Below are 24348 nucleotides of genomic sequence, written 5' to 3'. Positions count from 1 at the left end.
CATGAAACCGACTGTCTGGCATCACCTGAGGCTGTGTCCGCACGGCCATCCTGACGAGACGATCGACGACGCGGCGATCGCCGTCGACGAAACCGGCACGATCGTCTGGCTCGGCGCGATGTCCGCGCTGCCGCACGGTTACGCCCACTGGCAGCGCGAGGATCTGCATGGCGCGTGGGTGACGCCGGGCCTCGTCGACTGCCACACGCACCTCGTGTACGGCGGCACGCGTGCCGACGAATTCGCGCAGCGCCTCGCGGGCGTGAGCTACGAGGAAATCGCGCGGCAGGGCGGCGGGATCGTATCGACGGTGCGCGCGACGCGTGCGGCCGACGAGACGACGCTGTTCGTGCAGGCCGCGGCACGCCTGCAGCCGCTGCTCGCCGAAGGCGTGACCGCGATCGAGATCAAGTCGGGCTACGGGCTCGACCTCGCGAGCGAACGCAAGATGCTGCGCGTTGCGCGGCAGCTCGGTGAGCGCTTTCCGGTCACCGTCTACACGACCTTCCTCGGCGCGCACGCGCTGCCGCCCGAATATGCGGGCCGTGCGGATGCGTACATCGATGAAGTGTGCGACCGGATGCTGCCGGCGCTGGCCGACGAAGGGCTCATCGACGCGGTCGACGTATTCTGCGAACGCATCGGCTTTTCGCTCGCGCAGACCGAACGCGTGTTCGAGGCCGCGACGCGGCGCGGGCTGCCCGTGAAGCTGCATGCGGAGCAACTGTCGAACGCGGGCGGCACGGCGCTTGCCGCGCGCTACCGCGCACTGTCCGCCGATCACCTCGAATTTCTCGACGAAGCGGGCATCGAGGCGATGAAGGCAGCCGGTACGGTTGCCGTGCTGCTGCCCGGCGCGTACTACTTCATCCGCGAGACGCAACTGCCGCCGATCGAGCTGCTGCGCAAGCACGGCGTGCCGATCGCGCTCGCGACCGATCACAACCCCGGCACGTCGCCGCTCGAATCGCTGCTGCTGACGTTGAACATGGGCTGCACGCTGTTCCGCATGACGGTGCCCGAAGTGCTGCAGGGCGTCACGCGCCATGCGGCTGCGGCGCTCGGCCGCGCGGATCGCCACGGCGCGCTCGAGGTCGGTCGTCAGGCCGACTTCGCCGCGTGGTCGGTCGGCTCGCTGGCGGAGCTCGCCTACTGGATCGGCCGGCCGCTGTGCGAGCAGGTCGTACGCGGCGGCACGACCGTGTTTCGCCGGATGAATGGATAGCCTCATGACCGACACCCTGTTGTTCGCAGACCATGCGTACCTGCCCGATGGCTGGCGCCGTAACGTACTGCTGCGGTGGGACGCGGCCGGCACGCTGACCGGCGTGACGCCCGACACCGACGCACCGGCTGGCGTCGCGCGTGCGGCCGGGCCGGTGCTGCCCGGCATGCCGAACCTGCATTCGCACGCGTTCCAGCGCGCGATGGCGGGGCTCACCGAATATCGCGCGAATCCGTCCGACAGCTTCTGGAGCTGGCGCGACCTGATGTACCGCTTCGCGCTGAAGATCACGCCCGACGCGCTCGCCGCGATCGCGCGCTGGCTGTATGTCGAGATGCTCAAGTGCGGCTACACGTCGGTGTGCGAATTCCACTACGTGCACCACACGCAGGACGGCTCGCGCTATCCGCAGATCGCGGAACTCGGCACGCGCGTGATCGACGCCGCGCGCGCCGCCGGTATCGGCATCACGATGCTGCCGGTGTCGTACCAGTTCGCCGGTTTCGGCGACAAGCCGCCGCGTGACGACCAGCGCCGCTTCATCAATACGCCCGACGGCCTGCTCGAACTGCTCGACGCGATGCGCCGCGTGGCGCCGGAGCACGGCGGGCTGCGCTACGGCGTCGCACCGCACTCGCTGCGGGCGGTATCCGAGCACGGCTTGCGCGTGCTGCTCGACGGGCTGCCCGACGATGCACCCGTGCATATCCATATCGCCGAGCAGACGGCCGAAGTCGACGACTGCGTGCGTGCGTACGGCGCGCGCCCCGTGCAATGGCTGCTCGATCGCTTCGACGTCGATGCGCGCTGGTGTCTCGTGCACGCGACGCACGTCGACGCGGCTGAAACGGCGGCGCTCGCGAAGCGTCGCGCGGTTGCCGGCCTGTGCCTGACGACCGAAGCGAACCTCGGCGACGGCGTGTTCCCGGCCGTCGACTATCTCGCGCAAGGCGGCGTGATCGGCATCGGCTCGGACAGCCACGCGTCGGTCGACTGGCGCTCGGAGTTGCGCCTGCTCGAATACGGGCAACGGCTCGTGCACCGCGCGCGCAACGTGCTGGCGAGCGACACGCAGGCGCATGTCGCCGATCGCCTGTTCGACGCATCGCTCGCGGGCGGCGCGCAGGCCAGCGGTCGGCGCGTCGGTGCGCTGCAGGAAGGGTGCCGCGCGGACTGGCTCGTGCTCGATCCCGACCATCCGGCGATCGCCGAACACGACAACACGTCGTGGTTGTCGGGTATCGTGTTCGCGGAGCACGGCGACACGCCGGTGCTCGACGTCTACACGGGCGGCGAGCGCGTCGTGAGCGGCCGCCGTCATCGCGACGAAGCCGTCGCGTATGCCGACTACCGCGCCGCACTGGCGCAACTGCTGCGCTGATGCGCGCAACCGGCGCACGCCGCAGGCGTGCGCCGGCAGACCTCCAACGGTGATGCGACATGACTGAACAACCGGCTGTATTCACGCTGAAGCAGGGCACGCTGCCGCTGCTGATCTCGATTCCGCACGCGGGCACGCACATCCCCGACGACATCGCCGCGACGATGACGGCCGACGCGCGTTTCGTCGACGATTGCGACTGGCATCTCGAACGGCTGTATGGATTCGCGGCCGACCTCGGCGCATCGATCCTCGTACCGTCGCATGCGCGTTACGTCGTCGACCTGAACCGGCCGCCCGACAACGAGAACCTGTACCCGGGGCAGGACACGACGGGGCTCGTGCCGGTCGATACGTTCGACAAGGCGCCGCTGTATCCGGCGAACGCGCTGCCCGACAACGACGAGATCATGCGTCGCCGCGATCGCTACTGGCTGCCGTATCACGAGGCGCTGCAAGGCGAGGTCGCACGCCTGAAGCGCGAGCACGGCCGCGTGCTCGTATGGGAAGCGCATTCGATCCGCTCGCACGTGCCGCGCTTCTTCGACGGCCGCCTGCCTGACTTCAACTTCGGCACGTCGAGCGGCGCGAGTGCCGCGCCGGGCCTGGCCGAGGCGCTGGCCGCGCGCGTGCTCGAACATGGCGGCTATACGGCGGTCGCGAACGGGCGCTTCAAGGGCGGCTACATCACGCGTCACTACGGCGTGCCCGCTACCGGCGTCGAGGCCGTGCAACTCGAGCTCTCGCAGATCACCTACATGGAAGAGACGCGTCCTTACGCGTATGACGAAGCGCGTGCGGCGCGGATTGTGCCGCTATTGCAGACGCTCGTCGAAACCGCGCTCGCGCATCGTTGAACGCGGGCCGCACGGATGCGGCAGCGCGGCGGAGCAGGCGCGTCACGGCCCGCCGGCACGCAGCATGCCGCGCCGATGCAATGCACAACACGGCGTCGATCCACGGGATCGATGCCGTTTTTTTCGTTTGGCTTTCGTCTGATCGATGTCGTCATCGGCCCCTGAAAATTTGACGCAATTTTTAGGTGATATAAGCTGAATGTCAGGAAGTCGTCACGCGCGCACGTGCGGCGGGGCCATCGATCGTGGCCGCACCGCGCCGGAATGCGCTGCGAGACACCTTGCCGACGTGTCGCCGCGCGGCATTGCCGCATGCGCTTGATCGCGACACGTGTCCTGCATTCATCAGTCAGTCGAGTACGATCGTGAAAGCCGCCAGCCCTTCGATACGCCGGACGCGAAGTCCGTCGGCGGGCGCGCCGCCTCAGGCCAGGCCGTTCCGGCATGCTGATCGCGGTACGCGTGCCGCCTTTTTACGCGCGCCTCGCTTCTTCGCCATTTCCCATCGCGGCCTGCGCCGCTTCAATCTCGTGTCCGCGCACGTGTTCAGCGCGGTGCAGTGCGACGGCAGCGCATCGTTGTTGCCCTAGCGTCGTTTTCCGCTTCCGTTCCGGGTCGCACCGCCTGTTGCCGCATCGTCCGCGCGGCAGGATCGCGCATGGTCATGCGCCGCGTCGTGGCGCATGCGTGCGGCGCCGGCATGAACCTTCAACGTCCCGCGTGCAGACGCATCGCGCGCGATTACCGGAGAGCCGCCTATGCGTGCGCGCCCGATCGTAGCCGTCACCGCCGACCGCATCCTGCGCGGTGCGCATCCGAACCACTCGGCGGGGGAGAAGTACCTGGCCGCGCTCGTCGACGGCGCTGGCGCGCTTGCGTTCGTGCTGCCCGCGCTCGGCGCGCGCCAGCCGGCCGACGCGATCGTCGCGGCGATCGACGGCTTGCTGTTGACCGGCAGCTATTCGAACGTCGAGCCGCATCATTACGGCGGCGACGCGAGCGCACCCGACACGCTGCATGACCCCGCGCGCGACGCGACCGCCCTGCCGCTAATCCGCGCGGCGATCGACGCGGGCGTGCCCGTGCTGGCGATCTGTCGCGGCATGCAGGAGCTGAACGTCGCCTACGGCGGCACGCTGCATCAGCGGCTGCACGCGACGACCGGCTTCGACGATCACCGCGAGCGGCCCACCGATCCGCTCGAACGGCAGTACGGCCCCGCGCACGTCGTGCAGTTCGCGCCGGGCGGCCTGCTGCAGCGGGTCGCGCGCGGCGCGCAGGAAGCGACGGTCAATTCGCTGCACGACCAGGGCATCGCGCAACTCGGCGCGGGGCTCGTCGTCGAAGCCAGTGCGCCCGACGGGCTGGTCGAGGCCGTCAGCGTGCGTGGCGCGCGCGCGTTCGCGCTTGGCGTGCAGTGGCATCCCGAATGGCGCTACGCGGAACAGCCGCTGTCGCGCGACATCTTCGCGGCATTCGGCGCGGCATGTCGCGCGCGCATGACGCATCGCATTCATGCAGCCGGCGGCGCGATGCCGTCGCCGGCCGCATCCGACGTCGACTGATAGAGGCCGATCATGCAACCCGAACTGAGCGAATTCCTGCGACAGCACCGCATCACCGAGGTCGAGGCGATCATTCCCGACATGGCCGGCATTGCGCGCGGCAAGATTATTCCGCGCAACAAGTTCGAATCCGGCGAATCGATGCGCCTGCCGCAGGCCGTGATGGTGCAGACCGTCACCGGCGACTATCCGGAGGACGGCACGCTGACCGGCGTGACCGATCCCGACATGGTGTGCGTGCCCGATCCGTCGACGATCTGCCTGATCCCGTGGGCCGTCGACCCGACCGCACAGGTGATCCACGACTGCGTGCACTTCGACGGCTCGCCGGTCGAGATCTCGCCGCGCTATGTGCTGCGCCGCGTGCTCGACCTGTACAAGGCGAAAGGCTGGCAGCCGGTTGTTGCACCCGAGCTCGAGTTCTATCTCGTCGACATGAACGCCGATCCCGACTTGCCGCTGCGTCCGCCCGTCGGCCGCACCGGGCGTGCGGAGACCGGCCGGCAGTCGTATTCGATCGAGGCCGTGAACGAGTTCGATTCGCTGTTCGAGGATATCTACGAATACTGCGAGATGCAGGGGCTCGATATCGAGACGCTGATCCACGAGGTCGGCGCCGCGCAGATGGAGATCAACTTCGTGCATGGCGATGCGCTGTCGCTCGCCGACCAGGTGTTCCTGTTCAAGCGCACCGTGCGCGAGGCGGCGCTGCGCCACAACATGTATGCAACCTTCATGGCGAAGCCGATGCAGGACGAGCCGGGCTCGGCGATGCACATCCACCAGAGCCTGGCCGACGCGCACACGGGGCGCAATTTGTTCTCCAGCGAGGACGGTGCGGTGTCGCCGATGTTCCACAGCTATCTCGCGGGGCTGCAGAAGTACACGCCGGCACTGATGCCGATCTTCGCGCCGTACATCAACTCGTATCGCCGCCTGTCGCGCTTCATGGCCGCGCCGATCAACGTGCAGTGGGGCTACGACAACCGCACGGTCGGCTTCCGCATCCCGCACTCGGGCCCGTCGGCGCGCCGCATCGAGAACCGCATCCCGGGCGTCGACTGCAATCCGTACCTCGCGCTCGCCGCGACGCTCGCGGCCGGTTATCTCGGCATGACGCAGCGCCTGGAGCCGACCGAGCCGCTCGTCAGCGACGGCTACGACCTGCCGTACCAGCTGCCGCGCAACCTCGAGGAAGGGCTGACGCTGATGGCCGCCTGCGAGCCGCTCGGCGAGATCCTCGGCCACAAGTTCCTGAAGGCGTATTTCGCGCTGAAGGACACCGAATATGAAGCGTTCTTCCGCGTGATCAGCTCGTGGGAACGCCGCCATCTGCTGCTGCACGTCTGAGCGTGCACCCGACCGAATACGGAATCACGGAGGAAACATGACGTACCGCAACGAATCTGCCTGGATCCAGCCGGCCGCACCGAGCGCCACGGCCGCCGCACCGCATGCGACGCAGGCGCGCACGACCGCCGAATACCGCGCGCTCGACGCCGCGCACCACATCCACCCGTTCTCCGACATGGGCGCGCTGAACCGCGCGGGCAGCCGCGTGATCGTGAAGGCCGACGGCGTCTACCTGTGGGACTCGGACGGCAACAAGGTGATCGACGGGATGGCCGGCCTCTGGTGCGTGAACGTCGGCTACGGCCGCAAGGAACTCGCCGACGCCGCGTATCGCCAGATCCAGGAACTGCCGTTCTACAACACGTTCTTCAAGACCACCCACCCGCCGGTGATCGAACTTTCCGCGATGCTCGCGGAAGTCACGCCGAAGGGCTTCAACCACTTCTTCTATTGCAACAGCGGCTCGGAAGGCAACGACACCGTGCTGCGCCTCGTGCACCAGTACTGGCGCGTGCAGGGCCAGCCGCAGAAGAAATACGTGATCTCGCGCAAGAACGGCTATCACGGCTCGACGATCGCCGGCGGCACGCTCGGCGGGATGGGCTACATGCACGAGCAGATGCCGTCGAAGGTCGAGAACATCGTGCACATCGACCAGCCGTATTTCTTCGGTGAAGCGGCAGCCGGCGAAACGCCGGAAGCGTTCGGTCTCGCCCGCGCACAGCAGCTCGAAGCGAAGATCCTCGAACTCGGCGCGGAGAACGTCGCGGCGTTCATCGGCGAGCCGTTCCAGGGTGCGGGCGGCGTGATCTTCCCGCCGTCGACGTACTGGCCGGAAATCCAGCGGATCTGCCGCAAGTACGACATCCTGCTGGTGGCCGACGAAGTGATCGGCGGCTTCGGCCGCACCGGCGAATGGTTCGCACACCAACACTTCGGTTTCGAACCCGATCTCATCACGATGGCGAAGGGCCTCACGTCGGGCTACGTGCCGATGGGTGCGGTCGGCATTCACGAACGCGTGGCGCGACCGATCATCGACAATGGCGAATTCAACCACGGCCTCACGTACTCGGGCCACCCGGTTGCGGCGGCCGTCGCGGTCGCGAACCTGAAGCTGCTGCGCGACGAAGGGATCGTCGAGCGCGTGAAGAACGATATCGGGCCGTATTTCCAGCGCCGGCTGCGCGATGCGCTGGGCGACCATCCGATCGTCGGGGAGATTGCGGGAGCGGGGCTGGTTGCGGGCGTTCAGCTTGCGCGCGACCGGGAGCGGCGCGAGCGGTTCGGTGCGAACGTCGATATCGGCACGATCTGCCGCGACTTCTGCTTCAACGGCAACCTGATCATGCGTGCGACCGGCGACCGCATGCTGCTGTCGCCGCCACTCGTGATTCGCGAGGCGGAGGTCGACGAGATCGTCGACAAGGCGAAGCGCGCGTTCGATGCGACGGCGGAGCGGGTGGGGCGCGCGGAGTAAGCCGGTGTTCCGCGGCAAGCGCCGCAGAACACACTCGCCACCAAAACGAAAAGGCCCTGCGTCGTGAGACGCAGGGCCTTGAATTCTTTGGTGGGCGGTACTGGGATCGAACCAGTGACCCCTGCCGTGTGAAGGCAGTGCTCTACCGCTGAGCTAACCGCCCAAAGAAGCTGAAATTATGTCAGGGCTTTGAGGGTCTGTAAAGCACTTTCTGCAAATATTTTTCAGATACCCGCACATACCTGCCGGCCGTGCGCTCAGCCCGCGCGCGCGGGCAGCGCGTCGATCGACGCGCGCACGTAATCCGCGAAGCGCAGCGCAACCGGCTCGGTGGTGCCGCTACGTTTCAGCGCGAGCGTGCGCGATTCGAGCGATGCATCCTTCAGCGCCCGGAACGCGAGCCGCTCGCTCTTCACCTGCTGCAGCACGCGCGGCACGAGCGCGATACCCATCCCGAACTCGATCATCGACAGGATCGTCTGCCACAGCCGTGCCTCGTGGCGGATCAACGGGCTGAAGCCGGCATTCACGCACTGCGCGATGATCAGGTCGTGATAGTGCGGCGCCGCTTCGCGCGGGAACAGGATGAACGGTTCCGCGGCCAGTGCGGCGAGCGCGACCTGCTTGCGCTGCGCGAGCGGATGCGCGGCCGGCAGGCAGCACACGAACGGTTCCGCATAGACGGGCGTCGATTCGACCTCGGGCGGGAAATGGCCCCAGTGCGCGTAGCCGAGATCGATCTGGCCGCGCTGGATCGCCTGCACCTGCGCCTGCGTGTTCATTTCGCTCAGCACGACTTCGACGCCGGGGTAGTCGGCCTCGAAGCGTCGCACGGCGTCCGGCAGCCCGCGATACAGCATCGAATGGACGAAGCCGATCCGCAGCCGGCCCGCAAGCCCCGACGCGGAGCGCACCGTCAGGCGTTCGGCCTCGGCTGCCTGCAGCAGCAGCCGGCGCGCTTCGCCGAGCAGCACCTCGCCCGCGTTGGTCAGCGCGACGGTCTTGTTGGTGCGCGAGAACAACTGCACGCCGAGCGCGTCCTCGAACTTGCGGATGTCGAAGCTCAGCGCCGGCTGCGAGATGAACAGGCGTTTCGCCGCGCGCCCGAAATGCAGTTCCTCGGCGACCGCCACGAAGTAGCGCAACTGCCTCAGTTCCATGGTGTCTCCTCGCGGCGTCGGCATCGATAAGCGATATCTATCGTACCGGATAAATCCTGTATTGGACGCTTATCGATCGCGCGCCTACGCTCTGCGGAAGGCTTTGCACGGGACTGGCCGGGCGCCGCGGCGCCGCCGTCAGCCAACGTGCAGGTAACCCAGGAGACGCACGCATGAACGACACCGCTCGCACGCCGGAGCCCGGCGCATCCAACATCCCCGACAGCCGGGGCATCAATTTCTTCACCGTCGATCCCGATCTCGGCGCGTTGCTGAAGCTGCATCTTGGCGAAGGCCGCTATGCCGCGCTCGAGCCGCAACTGCGCACGCTCGGCGCACGCGTGTCGGGCGAGCTCGACGAATGGGCGTCGCGCGCGGACAAGCACTCGCCCGTGCTCGAGCACCGCAACCGGCGCGGCGAGGCCGTGCAGCGGATCGACAAGGATCCCGCGTATGTCGCGCTCGAACGCGTCGCGTATGCCGAGCTCGGGCTCGCGTCGCTGAGCCACGGGTCCGACTCGGTCCCGCCGCTCGTCAAGTACGCGCTGACGTTCCTGTTCGTGCAGGCGGAATTCGGGCTGTGCTGCCCGGTCAGCATGACCGATTCGCTGACGCGCACGCTGCGCCGTTTCGGCGATCCGGCGCTCGTCGCGCGTTACCTGCCGATGCTTGCGTCACGCGACTTCGACACGCTGTACCAGGGCGCGATGTTCATGACCGAGCAGGCGGCGGGTTCCGACGTCGGTCGGATCGCGACGCGGGCGACGCGCGAGACGGACGCGCACGGCGAGACCCTCTGGCGCCTGACCGGCGACAAGTGGTTCTGCTCGAACGCGGATGCCGATCTCGCGATGGTGCTCGCGCGGCCCGACGGCGCGCCGGACGGCATCAAGGGCCTCGCGCTGTTCCTGCTGCCGAAGACGCTGCCGGACGGCACGCGCAACCGCTACCGGATCGTGCGCCTGAAGGACAAGCTCGGCAGCCGTTCGATGGCGAGCGGCGAGATCGTGCTCGAAGGCGCGCAGGCGTATCTGATCGGCGAGATCGGCCGCGGCTTTCACCAGATGGCCGACATGATCAACATGTCGCGGCTGTCGAACGGCGTGCGCGCGGCGGGGCTGATGCGGCGCGCGCTGAACGAGGCGCTGCACGTCGCCGCGCACCGCGAGGCCTTCGGCCGCAAGCTGATCGAGATGCCGCTGATGCAGCGCCAGTTGCTGAAGATGCTGTTGCCGGCCGAGGCCGCGCGCGCGATGTTCATGCAGATCGCGCTGCTGCTGCCGCAGGCCGATGCGGGCGACGAGCAGGCCGCACGCTGCGTGCGGATCCTGACGCCGCTGATCAAGTTCCGCGCGTGCCGTGATGCGCGCCGTGTGACGGGCGATGCGATGGAAGTGCGCGGCGGTACCGGCTACATCGAGGAATGGAGCGACGCGCGCGTCGTGCGCGATGCGCATCTCGGCTCGATCTGGGAGGGCACGAGCAACATCGTCGCGCTCGACGTCGCGCGGGCCGCGCAGCGTGAGCACGCGCTCGATGCGCTGCGTGCGTTCCTCGGCGACCGCCTCGGCGCGGCGCCGCTGCCCGATGCGAGCCGCGCGGCGCTGCGGCGCATCTTCGCGCGCGCCTGCGACGCGCTCGCGCGGGTCGTGGCCGAAGGCGACGATGCACGCGTGCGGCAGGCCGCGTCCGCGCTGTACTACGCAAGCGCGGCGGTGCTGATGGCGTGCGAGGGCGCGCGGCTTGCGCCGGATTTCCGGCGGCTTGCGCTCGCGCACCTGGTCGTGCGCCACAAGCTGCTGCCGGTCGATCCGCTCGCGCCGGCATCGCGCGACGACGAATCGGCCGCATGCGCCGCGCTGCTGCGCGGCGCGCCGATCCCGCTCGATACCGCGCTCGACCTGCTGCCGGAGGTCGAACGATGAGCACGACACGTGGCGCGCTGGACGGCCTGAAGGTCGTCGACCTGAGCCGGGTGCTCGGCGGCCCGTACTGCACGCAGGCGCTCGCCGACCACGGGGCGACGGTGGTCAAGATCGAGCCGCCGGACGGCGACGAGACGCGCGGCTGGGGGCCGCCGTTCCTCGGCGATACCGCGTGGTATTTCATGGGCGTGAACCGCAACAAGGAAGGGCTCGCGCTCGACCTGTCGCGCGACGACGGGCGCGCGATCCTGTGGCGCCTGCTCGAAGACGCCGACGTGCTCGTCGAGAACTTCAAGCCCGGCACGCTCGCGCGCTGGGGGATGGATTACGCGCGCGACCTGCAGCCGCGCTTCCCGCGCCTGATCCACTGCGCGGTGACGGGCTTCGGCGAAGGCGGCCCGCTCGGCGGGCTGCCCGGCTACGACGCGGTGATCCAGGCGATGGCGGGGCTGATGAGCGTCAACGGCGAGCGCGACGGCGACGCAACGCGCATCGGTCTGCCGATCGTCGACATGGTCACGGGCCTCAATGCGCTGGCCGGCATCCTGCTGGCGCTCGCGGAGCGAGAGAAGAGCGGGCAGGGGCAGTCGATCGACATCGCGCTGTACGACTGCGGCGTGTCGCTGCTGCATCCGCACCTGCCGAACTTCTTCGGCTCGGGGCGCGTGCCGGCGCGCAGCGGCAACGCGCACCCGAACATCGCGCCGTACGACAGCTACGGCACGGCGACCGTGCCGATCTTCCTCGCGGTCGGCAACGACCGGCAGTTCGCGCGGCTCGTCGCGCATCTCGGCGTGCCGGCGCTCGCGGGCGATCCGCGCTTCGTCGACAACCGCAGCCGCTGCGCGCACCGGCCCGAGCTGAAGGCCGAACTGGAAGCACGGCTCGCCGCGCACGCCTGCGAGCCGCTCGCGCGCGACCTGATGGCGGCCGGCGTGCCGTGCGGGCCGGTACGAACGGTCGCCGACGTCGCGCACGATCCGCATGCGCTGCACCGGAACCTGTTCGTCGAGATCGGTGCGTATCGCGGCACGGCGTCGCCGGTGAAGCTGTCGCGCACGCCGGCCACCTATCGTTCGCCGCCGCCCGCACTCGGCGGCGACACGCGTGCGGTGCTCGATCGCCTCGGCGTCGATCCCGCGCTCCAGCAGCAACTGCTCGACGCCGGCGTGCTGAAGATCGCACCCGACCAGACGTGACCGACCAATGCGCGCGCCGGTGAGCATGGCCGGCCGACGAAACGGAACGTCAAGCAACGCCGCCGGCCGGCGGCGCGATGCCGGCCACCCGGGAAAGGCGCGCGACAGTCGCGCCCCCGACACACAAACATGGAGACATCGATGAGCCGCCAGCAATCCCCGACCGCCGCACCGCAGCCGCGACCCGGCCGCGCCGCCTTCGCGGCGTTCGTCGGCACCACGATCGAGTGGTACGACTTCTACATCTACGGCACGGCCGCGGCGCTCGTGTTCGGCAAGGTGTTCTTTTCGAGCACGATGGATCCCGGCGTCGCGACGCTGCTTGCGTTCGTCACGTTCTGGGCCGGCTTCGCCGCGCGGCCGCTCGGCGGCATCGTGTTCGGGCATCTCGGCGACCGCGTCGGCCGCAAGACCGCGCTCGTGATCACGCTGGTGATGATGGGGCTGGCCACGACCGGCATCGGCCTGTTGCCCGGCTATGCGCAGATCGGCGTCTGGGCGCCGGCCGGCCTCGTCGTGCTGCGCGTGCTGCAGGGCATCGCGGTCGGCGGCGAGTGGGGCGGCGCGGTGCTGATCGCGAGCGAGAACGCGCCGAAGCATCGCAGCATCCTGTATGCGGCGTTCGCACAGCAGGGCTCGCCCACCGGCAACCTGCTCGCGACTGCCGCGTTCTTCGCGCTGAGCGCGCTGCCGACACCGTCGTTCCTGATGTGGGGCTGGCGCATTCCGTTCCTGCTGTCGGCCGTGCTCGTGATCATCGGCATGGTGATCCGGCTGAAGCTCGAGGAGTCGGCCGACATGCAGCGCGTGCTCGCACGCAAGCGCACCGTGAAGCTGCCGTTGCGCGACGTCGTGCGCGATCACTGGGTGGTCGTGCTGCTCGCGGCCGGCACGCTGCCGGTGATCAACGTCACGTACTTCCGCAGCACGTTCGCGCTGTCGTGGGCGACGAAGGCGCTCGGCTACGCGCAGGGCACGTTCCTCGGCATCCTGTCGATCTCGCTCGTCGTGCAGTTCCTGATGCAGCCGGTCGGCGCGTGGTTCGTGTCGAAGGTCGACATGCGTCGCGCGATGTGCTGGATCCTGATTCCGGAAATCGTGCTGATGCCCGTGATGTTCCATGCGCTCGCGACGCGGTCGTACTGGGTGGCCGTCGCAGGCATGTGCATCTCGACGATTCCGTCGGCGATGTTCTATGGCGCGGTCGGCGGCGTGCTCGCGCGCGTGTTTCCGGCCAACATCCGCTACACGGGCCTGTCGCTCGCGTACCAGTTGAGCGCGCTCGTCGTCGGCGGCGGCACGCCGGTGCTCGCGCAGGCGATCCTCAATTCGACCGGCAGCATCGTCGGCGTCGCGATCGCATCGGGGCTCTATGCGTTCGTGTCGCTCATGTGCATGCTGGCGCTGCTGAATCGCACCGGGTATCGCGCGGACGAACTGTCGACGGCCGAACGCAGCGACGCGGCCGAATGGGGCACCGAAGGCGGCAATGCGGAAGCCGCGGCCGACGGGAATGCGCAGCCGGGCGAGGGCGGCACGCTGAAGCCGGCTGGCTGAGCCGCGCGTAACGCCGTAACGACGGAACGCACCGAACGCGCGCGCCCCAAAAGAAAACGGCACCGTGCGAAACACGGTGCCGCTTTCTCCGGAGCGCGTGGCCGGCAACTTGCGCCGGCCGCGCGCCAACGCATCCTCAGCCTTCCGTCGGCGGCACGTAGCCGGACGCCTGGTCCGCGCCGTCGCCGAAGAAGTACTTCTCCGTCTGCTTCATCAGGTACTGGCGCGCGCGCGGGTCGGCCATGTTCAGGCGGTTTTCGTTGATCAGCATCGTCTGCTGCTTGAGCCAGCCTTGCCACGCTTCCTTCGAGACGCTCTCGTAAATGCGCTTGCCGAGTTCGCCCGGCAGCGGCGGGAAATCGAGGCCTTCGGCTTCCTTGCCGAGCTTCGCGCATTGAATCATTCGAGCCATCGTGTACTTCTCCTGTAATCGGTCTGGGGGGAAGGGCAGTCGTGCCTGCGCTCAGAGCTGTTTCATCAGCACGAGCGACTTGCGCTGCCAGTTATAGAGTTTGCGGCGGTCTTCCGGCAGGTCGTCGACGCTGACCTTGACGAAGCCGCGCTTGAGGAACCAGTGCTCGGTGCGCGTCGTGAGCACGAAGATGTGCGTGAGGCCGCGCGCGCGGGCGCGCTGCTCGATGCGCTTGAGCAGGCGTTCGCCGTCGCCCGAGCCCTGCGCTTCCGGCGCGACCGTCAGGCACGCCATCTCGCCGATCTTCTCCTGCTGGTACGGGTACAGCGCCGCGCAGCCGAACAGCACGCCATCGTGCTCGATCACCGAGAAATGGTCGATGTCGCGTTCGATCTGGTGGCGGCCGCGCCGCACCAGCGTGCCGTCCGACTCGAGCGGCTCGATCAGCGACAGGATGCCGCCGACGTCGTCCGGCGTCGCTTCGCGCAGGCTTTCGAGGTTCTCGTACGAGATCATCGTGCCGACGCCGTCGTGCAGGAACAGTTCGAGCAGCATGCTGCCGTCGAGGGATTGCGGGATCAGGTGCGCCCGGGTCACGCCGCCGCGGCACGCGCGGATCGAATGCTTCAGGAAGAACGCGTCGTCGCCCTGGACGTTGCCGGAATCGAGCAGCTCGGCCGCCGCGTCGAGCGACATTTCACGCACCAGCTCGCCTTCGTCGTCGACGATGCCGGGCGCTTCGGTCAGGAAGATGATCTTGTCGGCGCGCAGCGCGATCGCGGCGGCCGAGGCGACATCTTCCATCGACAGGTTGAACGCTTCGCCGGTCGGCGAAAAGCCGAGCGGCGACAGCAGCACGAGCTTGCGGCTCGCGAGCGAATGACGGATCGATTCGGCGTCGATCTTGCGCACGATGCCCGTATGCGCGAAATCGACCCCGTCGAGAATCCCCACCGGCCGCGCGGTCACGAAGTTGCCCGACACGACGCTGATGTGCGCGTGCGCCATCGGCGAGTTCGGCAGACCCTGGCTGATCGCGGCCTCGATGTCGAGACGCACTTCACCGGCCGCTTCCTTCGCGGATTCGAGCGCGCGCGCATCGGTGATGCGCAGGCCGTGCGAAAACTCGGATTCGACACCGTGCAGGCTCAACTGCTCCTCGACCTGCGGGCGCGAGCCGTGCACCAGCACGATCTGGATACCCATCGCCTGCAGCAGTGCGATGTCGGACACGAGCGCATTCAGCAGCCCCTGCTGCACCACCTCGCCGCCAAACCCCACGACGAACGTGCTGTTGCGGAACTTGTGGATATAGGGCGCGACGGAGCGCATCCAGTCGACGAACTGCGCGTGACTGGCGGTCGAGTCGTCGGCAGCCGGCGGCGTCGTGGCGCCGGTCTGGGCGGGAGGGAGGTCGGTTTGGGAATTCATGGGCGGGATTATAATGCGCCCCCATGTCGAATGTACCTAAAAGTCCCGCGCCGACGCGGGCCAAAGCGCCGTCGGCGAAGCACCCGGATGGTGCGGCCGATGCACGCCAGCAGCAGGGCCAGCCGCCGCGCCGGCAGCAGGAACAGCAGGCGGGCAAGCCTGCACACGCGCCGCGCGGGCCGCGCGGCGACGAACCGCGCGGCGACGCGCGCCAGCCGGCCGCGAAGGATGCGTCCGCTGCGACGGGCGAGCGCGCGCCGCGCCGCGAGCGTCCGCCGCGCGCCGTCGTCGCGCCGAACCCGGTCCCGCCGATCACGTACCCCGAAAGCCTGCCCGTGTCGGGCAAGCGCGACGAAATCGCGCGCGCGATCGCCGGTCATCAGGTTGTCATCGTCTGCGGTGAAACCGGCTCGGGCAAGACCACGCAGTTGCCGAAGATCTGTCTCGATCTCGGCCGCGGCCTCGGCGCCGGCGGCACGGGCCTGATCGGCCATACGCAGCCGCGCCGTCTCGCCGCGTCGTCCACCGGGCGCCGGATCGCCGAGGAACTCGGCACGCCGTTCGGCGAAGTGGTCGGCTACAAGGTGCGCTTTACCGATAATCTCGCGCCGGGCGCGTCCGTGAAGCTGATGACGGACGGGATCCTGCTCGCCGAGACGCAGACCGACCCGTTGCTGAAGGCGTACGACACGCTGATCATCGACGAGGCGCACGAGCGCAGCCTGAACATCGACTTCCTGCTCGGCTACCTGAAGGAAATCCTGCCGAGGCGGCCGGACCTGAAGCTGATCGTCACGTCCGCGACGATCGACGCCGATCGCTTCGCGCGCCATTTCGGCACCGACGAGCGCCCGGCACCCGTGATCGAGGTGAGCGGGCGGCTGTATCCGGTCGAGATGCGCTACCGGCCGGTGGCCGAGGATCGCCCGGCCGTGAAGCACGCCGAAGGCACGGCCGGCCGCGACCGCGTGAAGACCGCGCGCGAAGCCGAGCGCGACCTGATGGACGCGATCGTCGACGCGGTCGACGAGCTGTGCCGCGAAGGCCCCGGCGACGTGCTGGTGTTCCTGCCCGGCGAGCGCGAGATCCGCGAAGCGGCCGAGGCGCTGCGCAAGCACCATCCGCCGCACACCGAGATCCTGCCGCTGTTCGCGCGGCTCTCGGCGGCCGACCAGGATAAGGTGTTCAAGGCGTCGAACGCGCGCCGGATCGTGCTCGCGACCAACGTGGCCGAAACCTCGCTGACGGTGCCGGGCATCCGCTACGTCGTCGACACCGGCCTCGCGCGCGTGAAGCGCTATTCGTACCGGAACAAGGTCGAGCAGCTGCAGGTCGAGTCGATCTCGCAGGCGGCCGCGAACCAGCGCGCGGGCCGTTGCGGCCGTGTGGCCGACGGTGTCTGCATCCGCTTGTACGAGGAAAGCGATTACCAGGCGCGCGCGCGCTTCACCGATCCGGAAATCCTGCGCTCGTCGCTCGCGTCGGTGATCCTGCGGATGAAGTCGCTGCACCTGACGGCGATCGAATCGTTCCCGTTTCTCGAACCGCCGCCCGGCCGCGCGATCGCGGACGGCTACCAGCTGCTCAACGAGCTCGGCGCGGTCGACGACGACAACGCGCTGACGCCGCTCGGCCGCGAACTTGCACGGCTGCCGCTCGACCCGCGCGTCGGCCGGATGATTCTCGCCGCGCGCGACCAGCAGTCGCTGCGCGAAGTCCTGATCATCGCGAGCGCGCTGTCCGTGCAGGACCCGCGCGACCGCCCGATCGAAGCGCAGGAGCAGGCCGACCAGGCGCATCGCCGGTTCGCCGACGAGCGCTCCGAATTCCTGCAGTGGCTGAAGATCTGGGCGTGGTTCGAAGAGGCCGTCGCGCACAAGAAATCGAATCGCCAGTTGATCGACGCGTGCCGGCAGAACTTCCTGTCGCATTTGCGGCTGCGCGAATGGCGCGACGTCCATTCGCAGCTGCTGACCGTCGTGCGCGAGCACGGCTGGCGGCTGAACGAAGTCGAGGCGACTTACGAGCAGATCCATCTGGCCCTGTTGACGGGCCTGCTCGGTAACCTCGGCCTGAAGGCCGACGACGATCCGCACTATCTCGGCGCACGCGGGATCAAGTTCTATCTGTGGCCGGGCTCCGTGCTCGCGAAGAAGGCCGGCCGCTGGGTGATGGCGGCCGAGCTCGTCGAGACGAGCCGGCTGTACGCGCGCTGCCTCGCGAAGATCGAGCCGGAGTGGGTCGAGAAGATCGGCGCGCACCTGCTGAAGAAATCGCTGTCGGAACCGCACTGGGAAAAACGCCCGGCGCAGGTCAGCGCGTACGAGCGTGCGACGCTGTACGGGCTGCCGATCTACCACCGCCGGCGTGTCGCGTTCGGCAAGCAGGACCCGGCGCGGGCGCGCGAGCTGTTCATCCGCGGCGCGCTGGTCGAAGGCGAGTTCGACACGAAGCTCGCGTTCTTCGCGCACAACCGCAAGCTGCTCGCCGACATCGAGCAGCTCGAGCACAAGTCGCGCCGACAGGACGTGCTGGTCGACGACGAGCTGATCTACGCGTACTACGACCAGGCGATTCCGGAAGGGATTCACACGGGCGCCGCGTTCGAGCGCTGGTATCGCGACGAGGTGAAGAAGGGCGGCCAGCCCGAGGACAAGCTGCGGCTGCTGTACCTGTCGCGCGACGACCTGATGCGCCACGAGGCGGCCGGCGTGACGACCGAGCTGTTCCCGAAGCGGGCGACGATGGCCGGCGTCGAGATGGCCCTCACGTATCACTTCGAGCCCGGCACGCCGCGCGACGGCGTGACGCTCGCGGTGCCGCTGTATGCGCTGAACCAGGTCGACGCGCGCCGCTGCGAGTGGCTCGTGCCGGGGATGCTGAAGGAAAAGGTGCAGTTGCTGCTGAAGTCGTTGCCGCAGAAGCTGCGCCGGCATTGCGTGCCGCTGCCCGAGTATGCGGCCGGCTTCGTCGAGCGGATGGGCCGCGAGCGCTTCGGTGCGGGCGGGCTCGTCGAGGCGCTGATCGCCGACGTGCGCGGTGAAACGCAAATCGCGATGAAATCGGCCGACTTCAAGCTCGAGACGCTGCCCGCGCACCTGTTCATGAACTTCAAGGTGATCGACGAGCACGGCCGCCAGCTCGCGATGGGGCGCAATCTCGCGCAGCTTCGCCAGGAGCTGGGCGCGCAGGCGCAGCAGCAGTTCCAGAAGATCGCGGCGGCGTCGACGATCGCAGCCGGTGGCGATGCCGACGGCGGCGAGCCAGTCGGCCAGGCGCCGGCCACGGCAGCGACGACGGGTGCCGCCGGCCGCAACGCGAAGGCCGGCAAGGGCGCGGCGCCGCAGACGGCTGCGCCGGCGGAAGCCGGTGCGACCGCGCTGTACGAGAACCTGACGACGTGGAATTTCGGCAAGCTGCCCGAGCTGCTGGAGATCCGCCGGCGCGGCCAGACGCTGTACGGCTACCCGGCGCTGGTCGATCGCGGCACGCATTGCGACGTCGAGGTGTTCGATTCGCCGGAGGAGGCCGCGCGCATCCACCGGGCCGGCCTGCGGCGGCTGTTCGCGCTGCAGCTGAAGGAGCCGATCAAGTTCCTCGAGAAGAACCTGCCGGGCCTGCGCGAGATGGCGATGCAGTACATGTCGCTCGGCACGCAGGACGAGCTGCGCGACCAGCTGATCGACACGGCGCTCGACCGCGCGTGCCTGCAGGACCCGCTGCCCGACGACGACGCGAGTTTCCACGCGCGCCGCGACGAGGGCCGGAGCCGCCTGAACCTGCTCGCGCAGGAAATCGCGCGGCTGGTCGGGCAGATCCTGGCCGAATACGCGGGGCTCGTGAAGAAGCTCGCGCAGGCGAAGCCGTTCGCGCAGGCGCATGCGGACCTGCAGCAGCAGCTCGCCGCGCTGATCGGCAAGCGCTTCGTGATCGATACGCCGTACGCGCAACTCGCGCACTTCCCGCGCTACCTGAAGGGCATCGCGCTGCGGATCGACAAGCTGAAGGCCGATCCGGCGCGTGACGCGAAGCAGTCGGCCGACCTGCTGCCGCTCGCCCAGCAGTACCAGCGCGCGGTGTCGCAGCGCGGCGGCGTCGCCGATGCGCGGCTCGCCGAATTCCGCTGGCTGCTCGAGGAACTGCGGATTTCGCTGTTCGCGCAGGAACTGCGCACGCCGATGCCTGTCTCTGTCAAGCGTCTGCACAAGGTCTGGGAGTCGATGCAGCGCTAGCGCAACATCGGTTTCCCGGGCCCGCACCGGCGGCCGGCCCCGGCCGGCCGCGCGGCGCCTGCCGCGCCGGCCGATCGGGCCGCCGCGGCGTGCGTCGAAGTGGCGCAATGCCGGCTTCGGTCAACCGGCCGGCCTGGTTGAACGTTTTACAATGACGGTTGTTCCACGACGTGAGTCTTCATGCGCACTTTCCTTTCCCTCGGCCGCACGCTCGCGCTGGCCGCCGCCGTGCTGGCGCCCGCCGCCCACGCGAATAACGTGATCATCCTCAATTCGGCCGAAGCGACGCTGTCCCTGATTGACCAGCAGACCCGCGAAGTCGTCAGCACGATGCCGACCGGCAAGGAGCCGCATCACCTGATGGCGACGCCCGACAATTCGTCGCTGATCGTTGCAAATTCGGTCTCGAACAGCCTGATGTTCCTCGATCCGAAGACGGGCAAGCTGCAGCGCACCGTCGAAGGGATCGACGATCCGTACCAGCTCGGCTTCTCGCCGGACCGCAAGTGGTTCGCGGCGGCCGGCCTGCGCCTCGACCGCGTCGACATCTACGGCTACGACGGCCGCGACCTGAAGCTCGTGAAGCGCGTGCCGCTCGCGGTGATGCCGAGCCACCTCGCGTTCACGAAGGACAGCAAGACGCTGCTCGTGTCGCTGCAGGTCTCCGGCGAGATCGCGGCGATCGACCTGCCGACGCAGACGGTCAAGTGGAAGATGAAGGTCGGCAAGGTGCCGGCCGGCCTGTGGCTCACGCCGGACGACAAGTACCTGCTCATCGGCATGACCGGCGCGGATTACGTCGCGGTGGTCGACTGGCGCAACCAGAAGGTCGTCAAGCAGATCTACACCGGCAAGGGCGCGCACAACTTCCGCTCGCTCGCCGACGGCACGCACGTCGCGGTCACGAACCGGGTCGCGAACACGATCAGCATCATCGACGAGAACTCGCTCACCAACGTCGGCGACATCACCGGCCTGCTGCCGGGCCCGGACGACATGGAGCTGTCCGCCGACAAGAAGACGCTGTGGGTGACGTTCCGCTTCGCGAAGAAGGTCGGGATCATCGATCTTGCTTCGCGCAAGCTGGTGCAGACGATCGCCGTCGGCCGCTCGCCGCACGGCATCTATTTCTACGACCGCGCGCCGTGGCGCGCCGCGAACGGCGCGTGACGGGCGGGGGAGAACGATGCTGCACCTGATCGATGCATTCGTATCGGACATCCAGACCTGGCTGTACGTCGACGTGGTGCAGCCGCTCCTCTTCAAGTTCAACCTGATGGACTATGACGAGGACACCTACGACGCGCTGTACTGGGTGATCGTCGGTGCGCTGCAGATGGTCCTGATGTTCGTGCTGCTGCGCCCGCTCGAGGCGCTGCTGCCCGTCGAGCGCTGGACGAACCGCCGGGCCGTGCGGGTCGACGTGATCTACACGGCGATCGCGAAGCTCGGCATCTACTCGCTGTTCTTCTTCTTCGCGCTGCAGCCGCTGTTCGACAGCTTCCAGGCGTGGCTGCGCCTGCACGGCGTGGCGAACCTGAACCTCGACTACCTGTGGCCGGGCGTGACCTCGAAGCCGATCGTCACGTTCGCGATCTATCTCGTCGTGCTCGATTTCTCCGGCTACTGGTATCACCGCTGGCAGCACAAGTTCGGCATCTGGTGGGAGCTGCACGCGGTGCATCACAGCCAGCGCCAGATGTCGCTGTGGTGCGACGACCGCAACCACGTGCTCGACGACGTGATCCAGTCGTGCTTCTTCGCGGCGATCGCGCTCGTGATCGGCGTGACGCCGTCGCAGTTCGTCGTGCTGACCGCGTTCACGAACTTCATGCAGAGCATTCAGCACACGAATGCTCGGCTGCCGTTCGGCTGGCTCGGCGAGCGCCTGCTCGTGAGCCCGATCTTCCACCGCCGCCACCACGCGGTCGGCTACGGCCATGAAGGCACGAAGTACGGCTGCAACTTCGGCGTGCTGTTCCCGTGGTGGGACATGATGTTCGGCACCGCGTCGTGGAACCGCACGGTCGAGCCGACCGGCATCCGAGACCAGGTCGAGGGCGTGTCCTACGGCGAAGGCTTCTGGGCGCAGCACGGCCTCGCGTTCGTGCGGATCTTCCGGCGCCTGTTCCCCGCCAAGCGCGGCGCGGCATCGGCCTGATCCGGCCATTCCCACGTTGAGCGGCTCTCCCACGCGGCCCGCATGTGCTTTGGCGCATGCGGGCCGCGTGGTTTATCCTTTCCCCGTTTTTCTCCGTCGATACAGGCTCGCATGAACGACTTGCTGCGTTCCTTCGTCCGCGCATTGGCGAGTGCACTGCATCCGCGCATGCTGTGGCTCACCCTGATGCCGTTTCTCGTCTCGGCCGTCCTGTGGGGCGTCGTGCTGTGGTTCTCGTGGCAGACCTTGCTGGACCTCGCACGCGGCGCGCTCGACGGCTTCGTGCTGACGGCCATGCTGTACCGCGCGTTCGACGCGATCGGCATGTCGCAGCTGCATGCCGTCGTCGCGCCGTTCGTGGTCGTGTCGCTCGCGATTCCGCTGATCGTGCTGACCGTGCTGCTGCTGATCGCGACGATTTCGATGCCGGTCGTGATCAAGCACCTCGCGAACCGGCAGTTCGCGGCGCTCGAGCCGAAGCGGGGCGGCACCTTCTTCGGCAGCGTGTTCAATTCGCTGTGGGCGGCGCTGGCCGGTGTCGTCGTGCTGGTCGTCACGATCCCGCTGTGGCTGATTCCGCCGTTCTTCGCGCTGCTGCCGCCGGTGATCTGGGGCTGGCTCACGTACCGCGTGATGACCTACGACGCGCTCGCGCTGCACGCGAGCCGCGACGAGCGCCGGGCGCTCGTGCGGCAGCACCGCTGGCCGCTGATCGGCATCGGCGTCGCGACCGGGCTGCTCGGCACCGTGCCGACCTTCGTGTGGGTATCGTCGGTCTGGATGATGGTGCTGTTCCCGTTCGTCGCGGCGGCCATGATCTGGGTTTACGCTTTCATCCTCGTCTTCTCGGCGCTGTGGTTCGGGCATTACTGCCTGCGCGCGCTGGAGGACCTGCGTGCGAGTTCGCGCGCCACCGCAATCGACATGGGGCAGGCATGAGCATCGGCATCATCATCATCGGCGACGAAATCCTTTCGGGCCGCCGGCAGGACAAGCATCTGGCGAAGGTCATCGAGCTGCTCGGCGCGCGCGGCCTCACGCTCGACTGGGCCGAATACGTCGGCGACGATCCGGCGCGCATCACGGCGACCCTCGCACGTGCGATCGCGTCGGGCGACATCGTGTTCTCGACGGGCGGGATCGGCGCGACGCCGGACGACCACACGCGTCAGTGCGCGGCCGCCGCGCTCGGCGTGCCGCTCGAGCTGCATCCGGAAGCGAAGGCGCTGATTTCCGAACGGATCCGCGAAACGCACACCGATCCGGCCACGCCGGTCGATTTCGAATCGCCGGAGAACCAGCACCGCTTCAACATGGGCGTGTTCCCGGTGGGCGCGACGATCATCCCGAACGGCTACAACCGGATTCCGGGTTTCTCGGTCGGCGATCTGCATTTCGTGCCGGGCTTCCCGGTGATGGCGTGGCCGATGATCGAATGGGTGCTCGACACGAAGTACGCGCACCTGCATCACGCGACGCCGCACGCGGAGCGCTCGCTGTACGTGTTCGAACTGCCGGAATCGACGCTCACGCCGCTGATGGAGCGCATCGAGCGCGATTTCCCAGGCGTGCGCGTGTTCAGCCTGCCGAGCGTCGGCGATGCGGAGCGCGGCGGAATCTATGCGCGCCGTCACATCGACCTCGGCGTGAAGGGTGAGCCGGAGGCAGTCGCGGCCGCATACGTGAAGCTGCGCGAAGGCGTGCACCTGCTCGGCGGCGACGTCGTCGAACCCGATACGCCGCGCGCCTGAGCGGAGCGCCGACCGGCCGCACAAAAGCCACGGGCCGCGCAACGCGGCCCGTCATCGGCATGTCATCGCCCGGCTCGACGATGGGGTTGTCGCAACCGGCGGGAGCGGCGTGCCGTCAGGCGCCGATCCACGGCAGTTTCCGGAAGCACCAGCCTTCGACCGTCTTGCGGTGGCCTTCGGCGTCCTTTGCGCCCTCGAAGCCTTCGAGCAGGTCGAACGCCTTCGTGAAGCCGGCCTGCGTGGAGGCGACCGCGGCGAGCTTCGAGCGCGCGGCGCTGCGGCACAGGAACAGGATGGGCGTATCGGCCGGGAGGGCCGCCTTCAGTTCGTTGACGAATTCGGCGTTCGGCACGCCGCCCGGGTAGCGCGTCCATTCGAGGTGCAGGTACTGACCGTCGCCGACGAGCGGGCGGCCGATCCAGTCGAGTTCGGCGCGGGTGCGCACGTCGACGAGGCGCGCCGACGGATCGAGCTGCAGCAGTTCGAAGGCCTCGGCCGGCAGCAGCGCCCCGGCGTAGTTGAGCGAGGCTTGTGCGCGGCGTTCGTCGGCCTTCGCGTAAAGCTGGTCGAGCGTACTCATGGCGGGGAGTCTCCTATCGGTCAAACAAACATTCTAGCGCGGCGTCGCGGCACGGATATCCGCGTGGGGTACGGTGGGC

General features: G+C 68.2%; 18 protein-coding genes and 1 tRNA gene. 14 read left to right on the top strand and 5 right to left on the bottom strand.

Annotated elements, in window-relative coordinates:
- The first annotated feature begins 1 nt into the window (after position 1).
- The 6 genes from hutI to CFB50_RS12015 all read left to right on the top strand — a co-directional run bounded on the left by hutI (position 2) and on the right by CFB50_RS12015 (position 7861).
- On the top strand, positions 2 to 1225 hold the full coding sequence (hutI, locus tag CFB50_RS12045; RefSeq protein WP_089445971.1) for an imidazolonepropionase: 1224 nt from the start codon (positions 2 to 4) through the stop codon (positions 1223 to 1225).
- Positions 1226 to 1229: 4 nt separating this feature from the next.
- Entirely contained in the window at positions 1230 to 2606 is a 1377-nt protein-coding gene (locus tag CFB50_RS12040) for a formimidoylglutamate deiminase (RefSeq protein WP_089445970.1), read from the top strand.
- Positions 2607 to 2665: 59 nt separating this feature from the next.
- Positions 2666 to 3463 carry an N-formylglutamate deformylase gene (hutG, locus tag CFB50_RS12035; RefSeq protein WP_089445969.1) on the top strand — a complete coding sequence of 266 codons (798 nt, stop codon included), beginning with the start codon at positions 2666 to 2668 and terminating at the stop codon, positions 3461 to 3463.
- 758 nt (positions 3464 to 4221) lie between these two features.
- On the top strand, positions 4222 to 5028 hold the full coding sequence (locus CFB50_RS12025; RefSeq protein ID WP_089445967.1) for a gamma-glutamyl-gamma-aminobutyrate hydrolase family protein: 807 nt from the start codon (positions 4222 to 4224) through the stop codon (positions 5026 to 5028).
- 12 nt (positions 5029 to 5040) lie between these two features.
- Positions 5041 to 6378, top strand: coding sequence for a glutamine synthetase family protein (locus CFB50_RS12020; RefSeq protein ID WP_089445966.1), 1338 nt, complete (start codon positions 5041 to 5043; stop codon positions 6376 to 6378).
- A 37-nt stretch (positions 6379 to 6415) separates the two neighbouring features.
- Positions 6416 to 7861 (top strand): aspartate aminotransferase family protein, encoded by a 1446-nt coding sequence (locus CFB50_RS12015; protein ID WP_089445965.1) that lies wholly within the window; start codon positions 6416 to 6418, stop codon positions 7859 to 7861.
- A gap of 88 nt (positions 7862 to 7949) precedes the next feature.
- Here CFB50_RS12015 and CFB50_RS12010 read toward each other — a convergent pair.
- Together CFB50_RS12010 and CFB50_RS12005 are read right to left on the bottom strand one after the other, a co-directional pair.
- Positions 7950 to 8024, bottom strand: a tRNA-Val gene (locus tag CFB50_RS12010).
- A 94-nt stretch (positions 8025 to 8118) separates the two neighbouring features.
- A complete protein-coding gene (locus CFB50_RS12005) occupies positions 8119 to 9021 on the bottom strand; it encodes a LysR family transcriptional regulator (RefSeq protein ID WP_089445964.1) in 903 nt (300 codons plus the stop codon).
- A 173-nt stretch (positions 9022 to 9194) separates the two neighbouring features.
- Between CFB50_RS12005 and CFB50_RS12000 the strand changes: the two genes are divergently transcribed.
- The 3 genes from CFB50_RS12000 (at position 9195) to CFB50_RS11990 (ending at position 13702) form a co-directional block, all read left to right on the top strand.
- Positions 9195 to 10946 carry an acyl-CoA dehydrogenase family protein gene (locus tag CFB50_RS12000; RefSeq protein ID WP_089445963.1) on the top strand — a complete coding sequence of 584 codons (1752 nt, stop codon included), beginning with the start codon at positions 9195 to 9197 and terminating at the stop codon, positions 10944 to 10946.
- Entirely contained in the window at positions 10943 to 12145 is a 1203-nt protein-coding gene (locus CFB50_RS11995) for a CaiB/BaiF CoA transferase family protein (protein ID WP_089445962.1), read from the top strand. Before CFB50_RS12000 ends, CFB50_RS11995 begins: the two co-directional genes overlap by 4 nt.
- Before the next feature lie 141 nt (positions 12146 to 12286).
- Positions 12287 to 13702, top strand: coding sequence for an MFS transporter (locus CFB50_RS11990; RefSeq protein ID WP_089445961.1), 1416 nt, complete (start codon positions 12287 to 12289; stop codon positions 13700 to 13702).
- Between the two features lie 136 nt (positions 13703 to 13838).
- On the opposite strand, the gene CFB50_RS11985 is transcribed toward CFB50_RS11990, so the two are convergent.
- Together CFB50_RS11985 and argA are read right to left on the bottom strand one after the other, a co-directional pair.
- Positions 13839 to 14114 (bottom strand): oxidative damage protection protein, encoded by a 276-nt coding sequence (locus CFB50_RS11985; protein ID WP_006478357.1) that lies wholly within the window; start codon positions 14112 to 14114, stop codon positions 13839 to 13841.
- 51 nt (positions 14115 to 14165) lie between these two features.
- Positions 14166 to 15545 (bottom strand): amino-acid N-acetyltransferase, encoded by a 1380-nt coding sequence (argA, locus tag CFB50_RS11980; protein WP_069248380.1) that lies wholly within the window; start codon positions 15543 to 15545, stop codon positions 14166 to 14168.
- A 23-nt stretch (positions 15546 to 15568) separates the two neighbouring features.
- Between argA and hrpA the strand changes: the two genes are divergently transcribed.
- The 5 genes from hrpA to CFB50_RS11955 all read left to right on the top strand — a co-directional run bounded on the left by hrpA (position 15569) and on the right by CFB50_RS11955 (position 23689).
- Positions 15569 to 19777 carry an ATP-dependent RNA helicase HrpA gene (gene hrpA / locus CFB50_RS11975; protein WP_089445960.1) on the top strand — a complete coding sequence of 1403 codons (4209 nt, stop codon included), beginning with the start codon at positions 15569 to 15571 and terminating at the stop codon, positions 19775 to 19777.
- Positions 19778 to 19957: 180 nt separating this feature from the next.
- Complete coding sequence (locus CFB50_RS11970) at positions 19958 to 20947, top strand: YVTN family beta-propeller repeat protein (RefSeq protein WP_089445959.1); 990 nt, start codon at positions 19958 to 19960, stop codon at positions 20945 to 20947.
- A gap of 16 nt (positions 20948 to 20963) precedes the next feature.
- Complete coding sequence (locus tag CFB50_RS11965; protein ID WP_089445958.1) at positions 20964 to 21938, top strand: sterol desaturase family protein; 975 nt, start codon at positions 20964 to 20966, stop codon at positions 21936 to 21938.
- Between the two features lie 111 nt (positions 21939 to 22049).
- Positions 22050 to 22877 carry an EI24 domain-containing protein gene (locus CFB50_RS11960; protein ID WP_069248376.1) on the top strand — a complete coding sequence of 276 codons (828 nt, stop codon included), beginning with the start codon at positions 22050 to 22052 and terminating at the stop codon, positions 22875 to 22877.
- A complete protein-coding gene (locus tag CFB50_RS11955) occupies positions 22874 to 23689 on the top strand; it encodes a competence/damage-inducible protein A (protein ID WP_089445957.1) in 816 nt (271 codons plus the stop codon). The genes CFB50_RS11960 and CFB50_RS11955 overlap by 4 nt, the downstream gene beginning before the upstream one ends.
- A gap of 115 nt (positions 23690 to 23804) precedes the next feature.
- Here the strand turns inward: CFB50_RS11955 and CFB50_RS11950 are convergent, their stop codons facing one another.
- Positions 23805 to 24269 (bottom strand): rhodanese-like domain-containing protein, encoded by a 465-nt coding sequence (locus CFB50_RS11950; RefSeq protein WP_069248374.1) that lies wholly within the window; start codon positions 24267 to 24269, stop codon positions 23805 to 23807.
- Positions 24270 to 24348: the final 79 nt, after the last annotated feature.

It is taken from the genome of Burkholderia sp. AU33423, from assembly GCF_002223135.1.
Lineage (GTDB): Bacteria > Pseudomonadota > Gammaproteobacteria > Burkholderiales > Burkholderiaceae > Burkholderia > Burkholderia lata_D.
This window is presented reverse-complemented; position numbering and strand designations above follow the sequence as displayed.

Bases quoted from the DNA above. Each gene is read 5' to 3' on its own strand.
- CFB50_RS12025 (WP_089445967.1), top strand. From the start codon at position 4,222: ATGCGTGCGCGCCCGATCGTAGCCGTCACCGCCGACCGCATCCTGCGC.
- CFB50_RS12020 (WP_089445966.1), top strand. From the start codon at position 5,041: ATGCAACCCGAACTGAGCGAATTCCTGCGACAGCACCGCATCACCGAG.
- CFB50_RS11950 (WP_069248374.1), bottom strand. From the start codon at position 24,269: ATGAGTACGCTCGACCAGCTTTACGCGAAGGCCGACGAACGCCGCGCA.
- CFB50_RS11970 (WP_089445959.1), top strand. From the start codon at position 19,958: ATGCGCACTTTCCTTTCCCTCGGCCGCACGCTCGCGCTGGCCGCCGCC.
- CFB50_RS11985 (WP_006478357.1), bottom strand. From the start codon at position 14,114: ATGGCTCGAATGATTCAATGCGCGAAGCTCGGCAAGGAAGCCGAAGGC.
- CFB50_RS11990 (WP_089445961.1), top strand. From the start codon at position 12,287: ATGAGCCGCCAGCAATCCCCGACCGCCGCACCGCAGCCGCGACCCGGC.
- CFB50_RS11965 (WP_089445958.1), top strand. From the start codon at position 20,964: ATGCTGCACCTGATCGATGCATTCGTATCGGACATCCAGACCTGGCTG.
- CFB50_RS12040 (WP_089445970.1), top strand. From the start codon at position 1,230: ATGACCGACACCCTGTTGTTCGCAGACCATGCGTACCTGCCCGATGGC.
- hutG (WP_089445969.1), top strand. From the start codon at position 2,666: ATGACTGAACAACCGGCTGTATTCACGCTGAAGCAGGGCACGCTGCCG.
- CFB50_RS12015 (WP_089445965.1), top strand. From the start codon at position 6,416: ATGACGTACCGCAACGAATCTGCCTGGATCCAGCCGGCCGCACCGAGC.
- CFB50_RS12005 (WP_089445964.1), bottom strand. From the start codon at position 9,021: ATGGAACTGAGGCAGTTGCGCTACTTCGTGGCGGTCGCCGAGGAACTG.
- argA (WP_069248380.1), bottom strand. From the start codon at position 15,545: ATGAATTCCCAAACCGACCTCCCTCCCGCCCAGACCGGCGCCACGACG.
- CFB50_RS11955 (WP_089445957.1), top strand. From the start codon at position 22,874: ATGAGCATCGGCATCATCATCATCGGCGACGAAATCCTTTCGGGCCGC.
- hrpA (WP_089445960.1), top strand. From the start codon at position 15,569: ATGTCGAATGTACCTAAAAGTCCCGCGCCGACGCGGGCCAAAGCGCCG.
- hutI (WP_089445971.1), top strand. From the start codon at position 2: ATGAAACCGACTGTCTGGCATCACCTGAGGCTGTGTCCGCACGGCCAT.
- CFB50_RS11960 (WP_069248376.1), top strand. From the start codon at position 22,050: ATGAACGACTTGCTGCGTTCCTTCGTCCGCGCATTGGCGAGTGCACTG.
- CFB50_RS12000 (WP_089445963.1), top strand. From the start codon at position 9,195: ATGAACGACACCGCTCGCACGCCGGAGCCCGGCGCATCCAACATCCCC.
- CFB50_RS11995 (WP_089445962.1), top strand. From the start codon at position 10,943: ATGAGCACGACACGTGGCGCGCTGGACGGCCTGAAGGTCGTCGACCTG.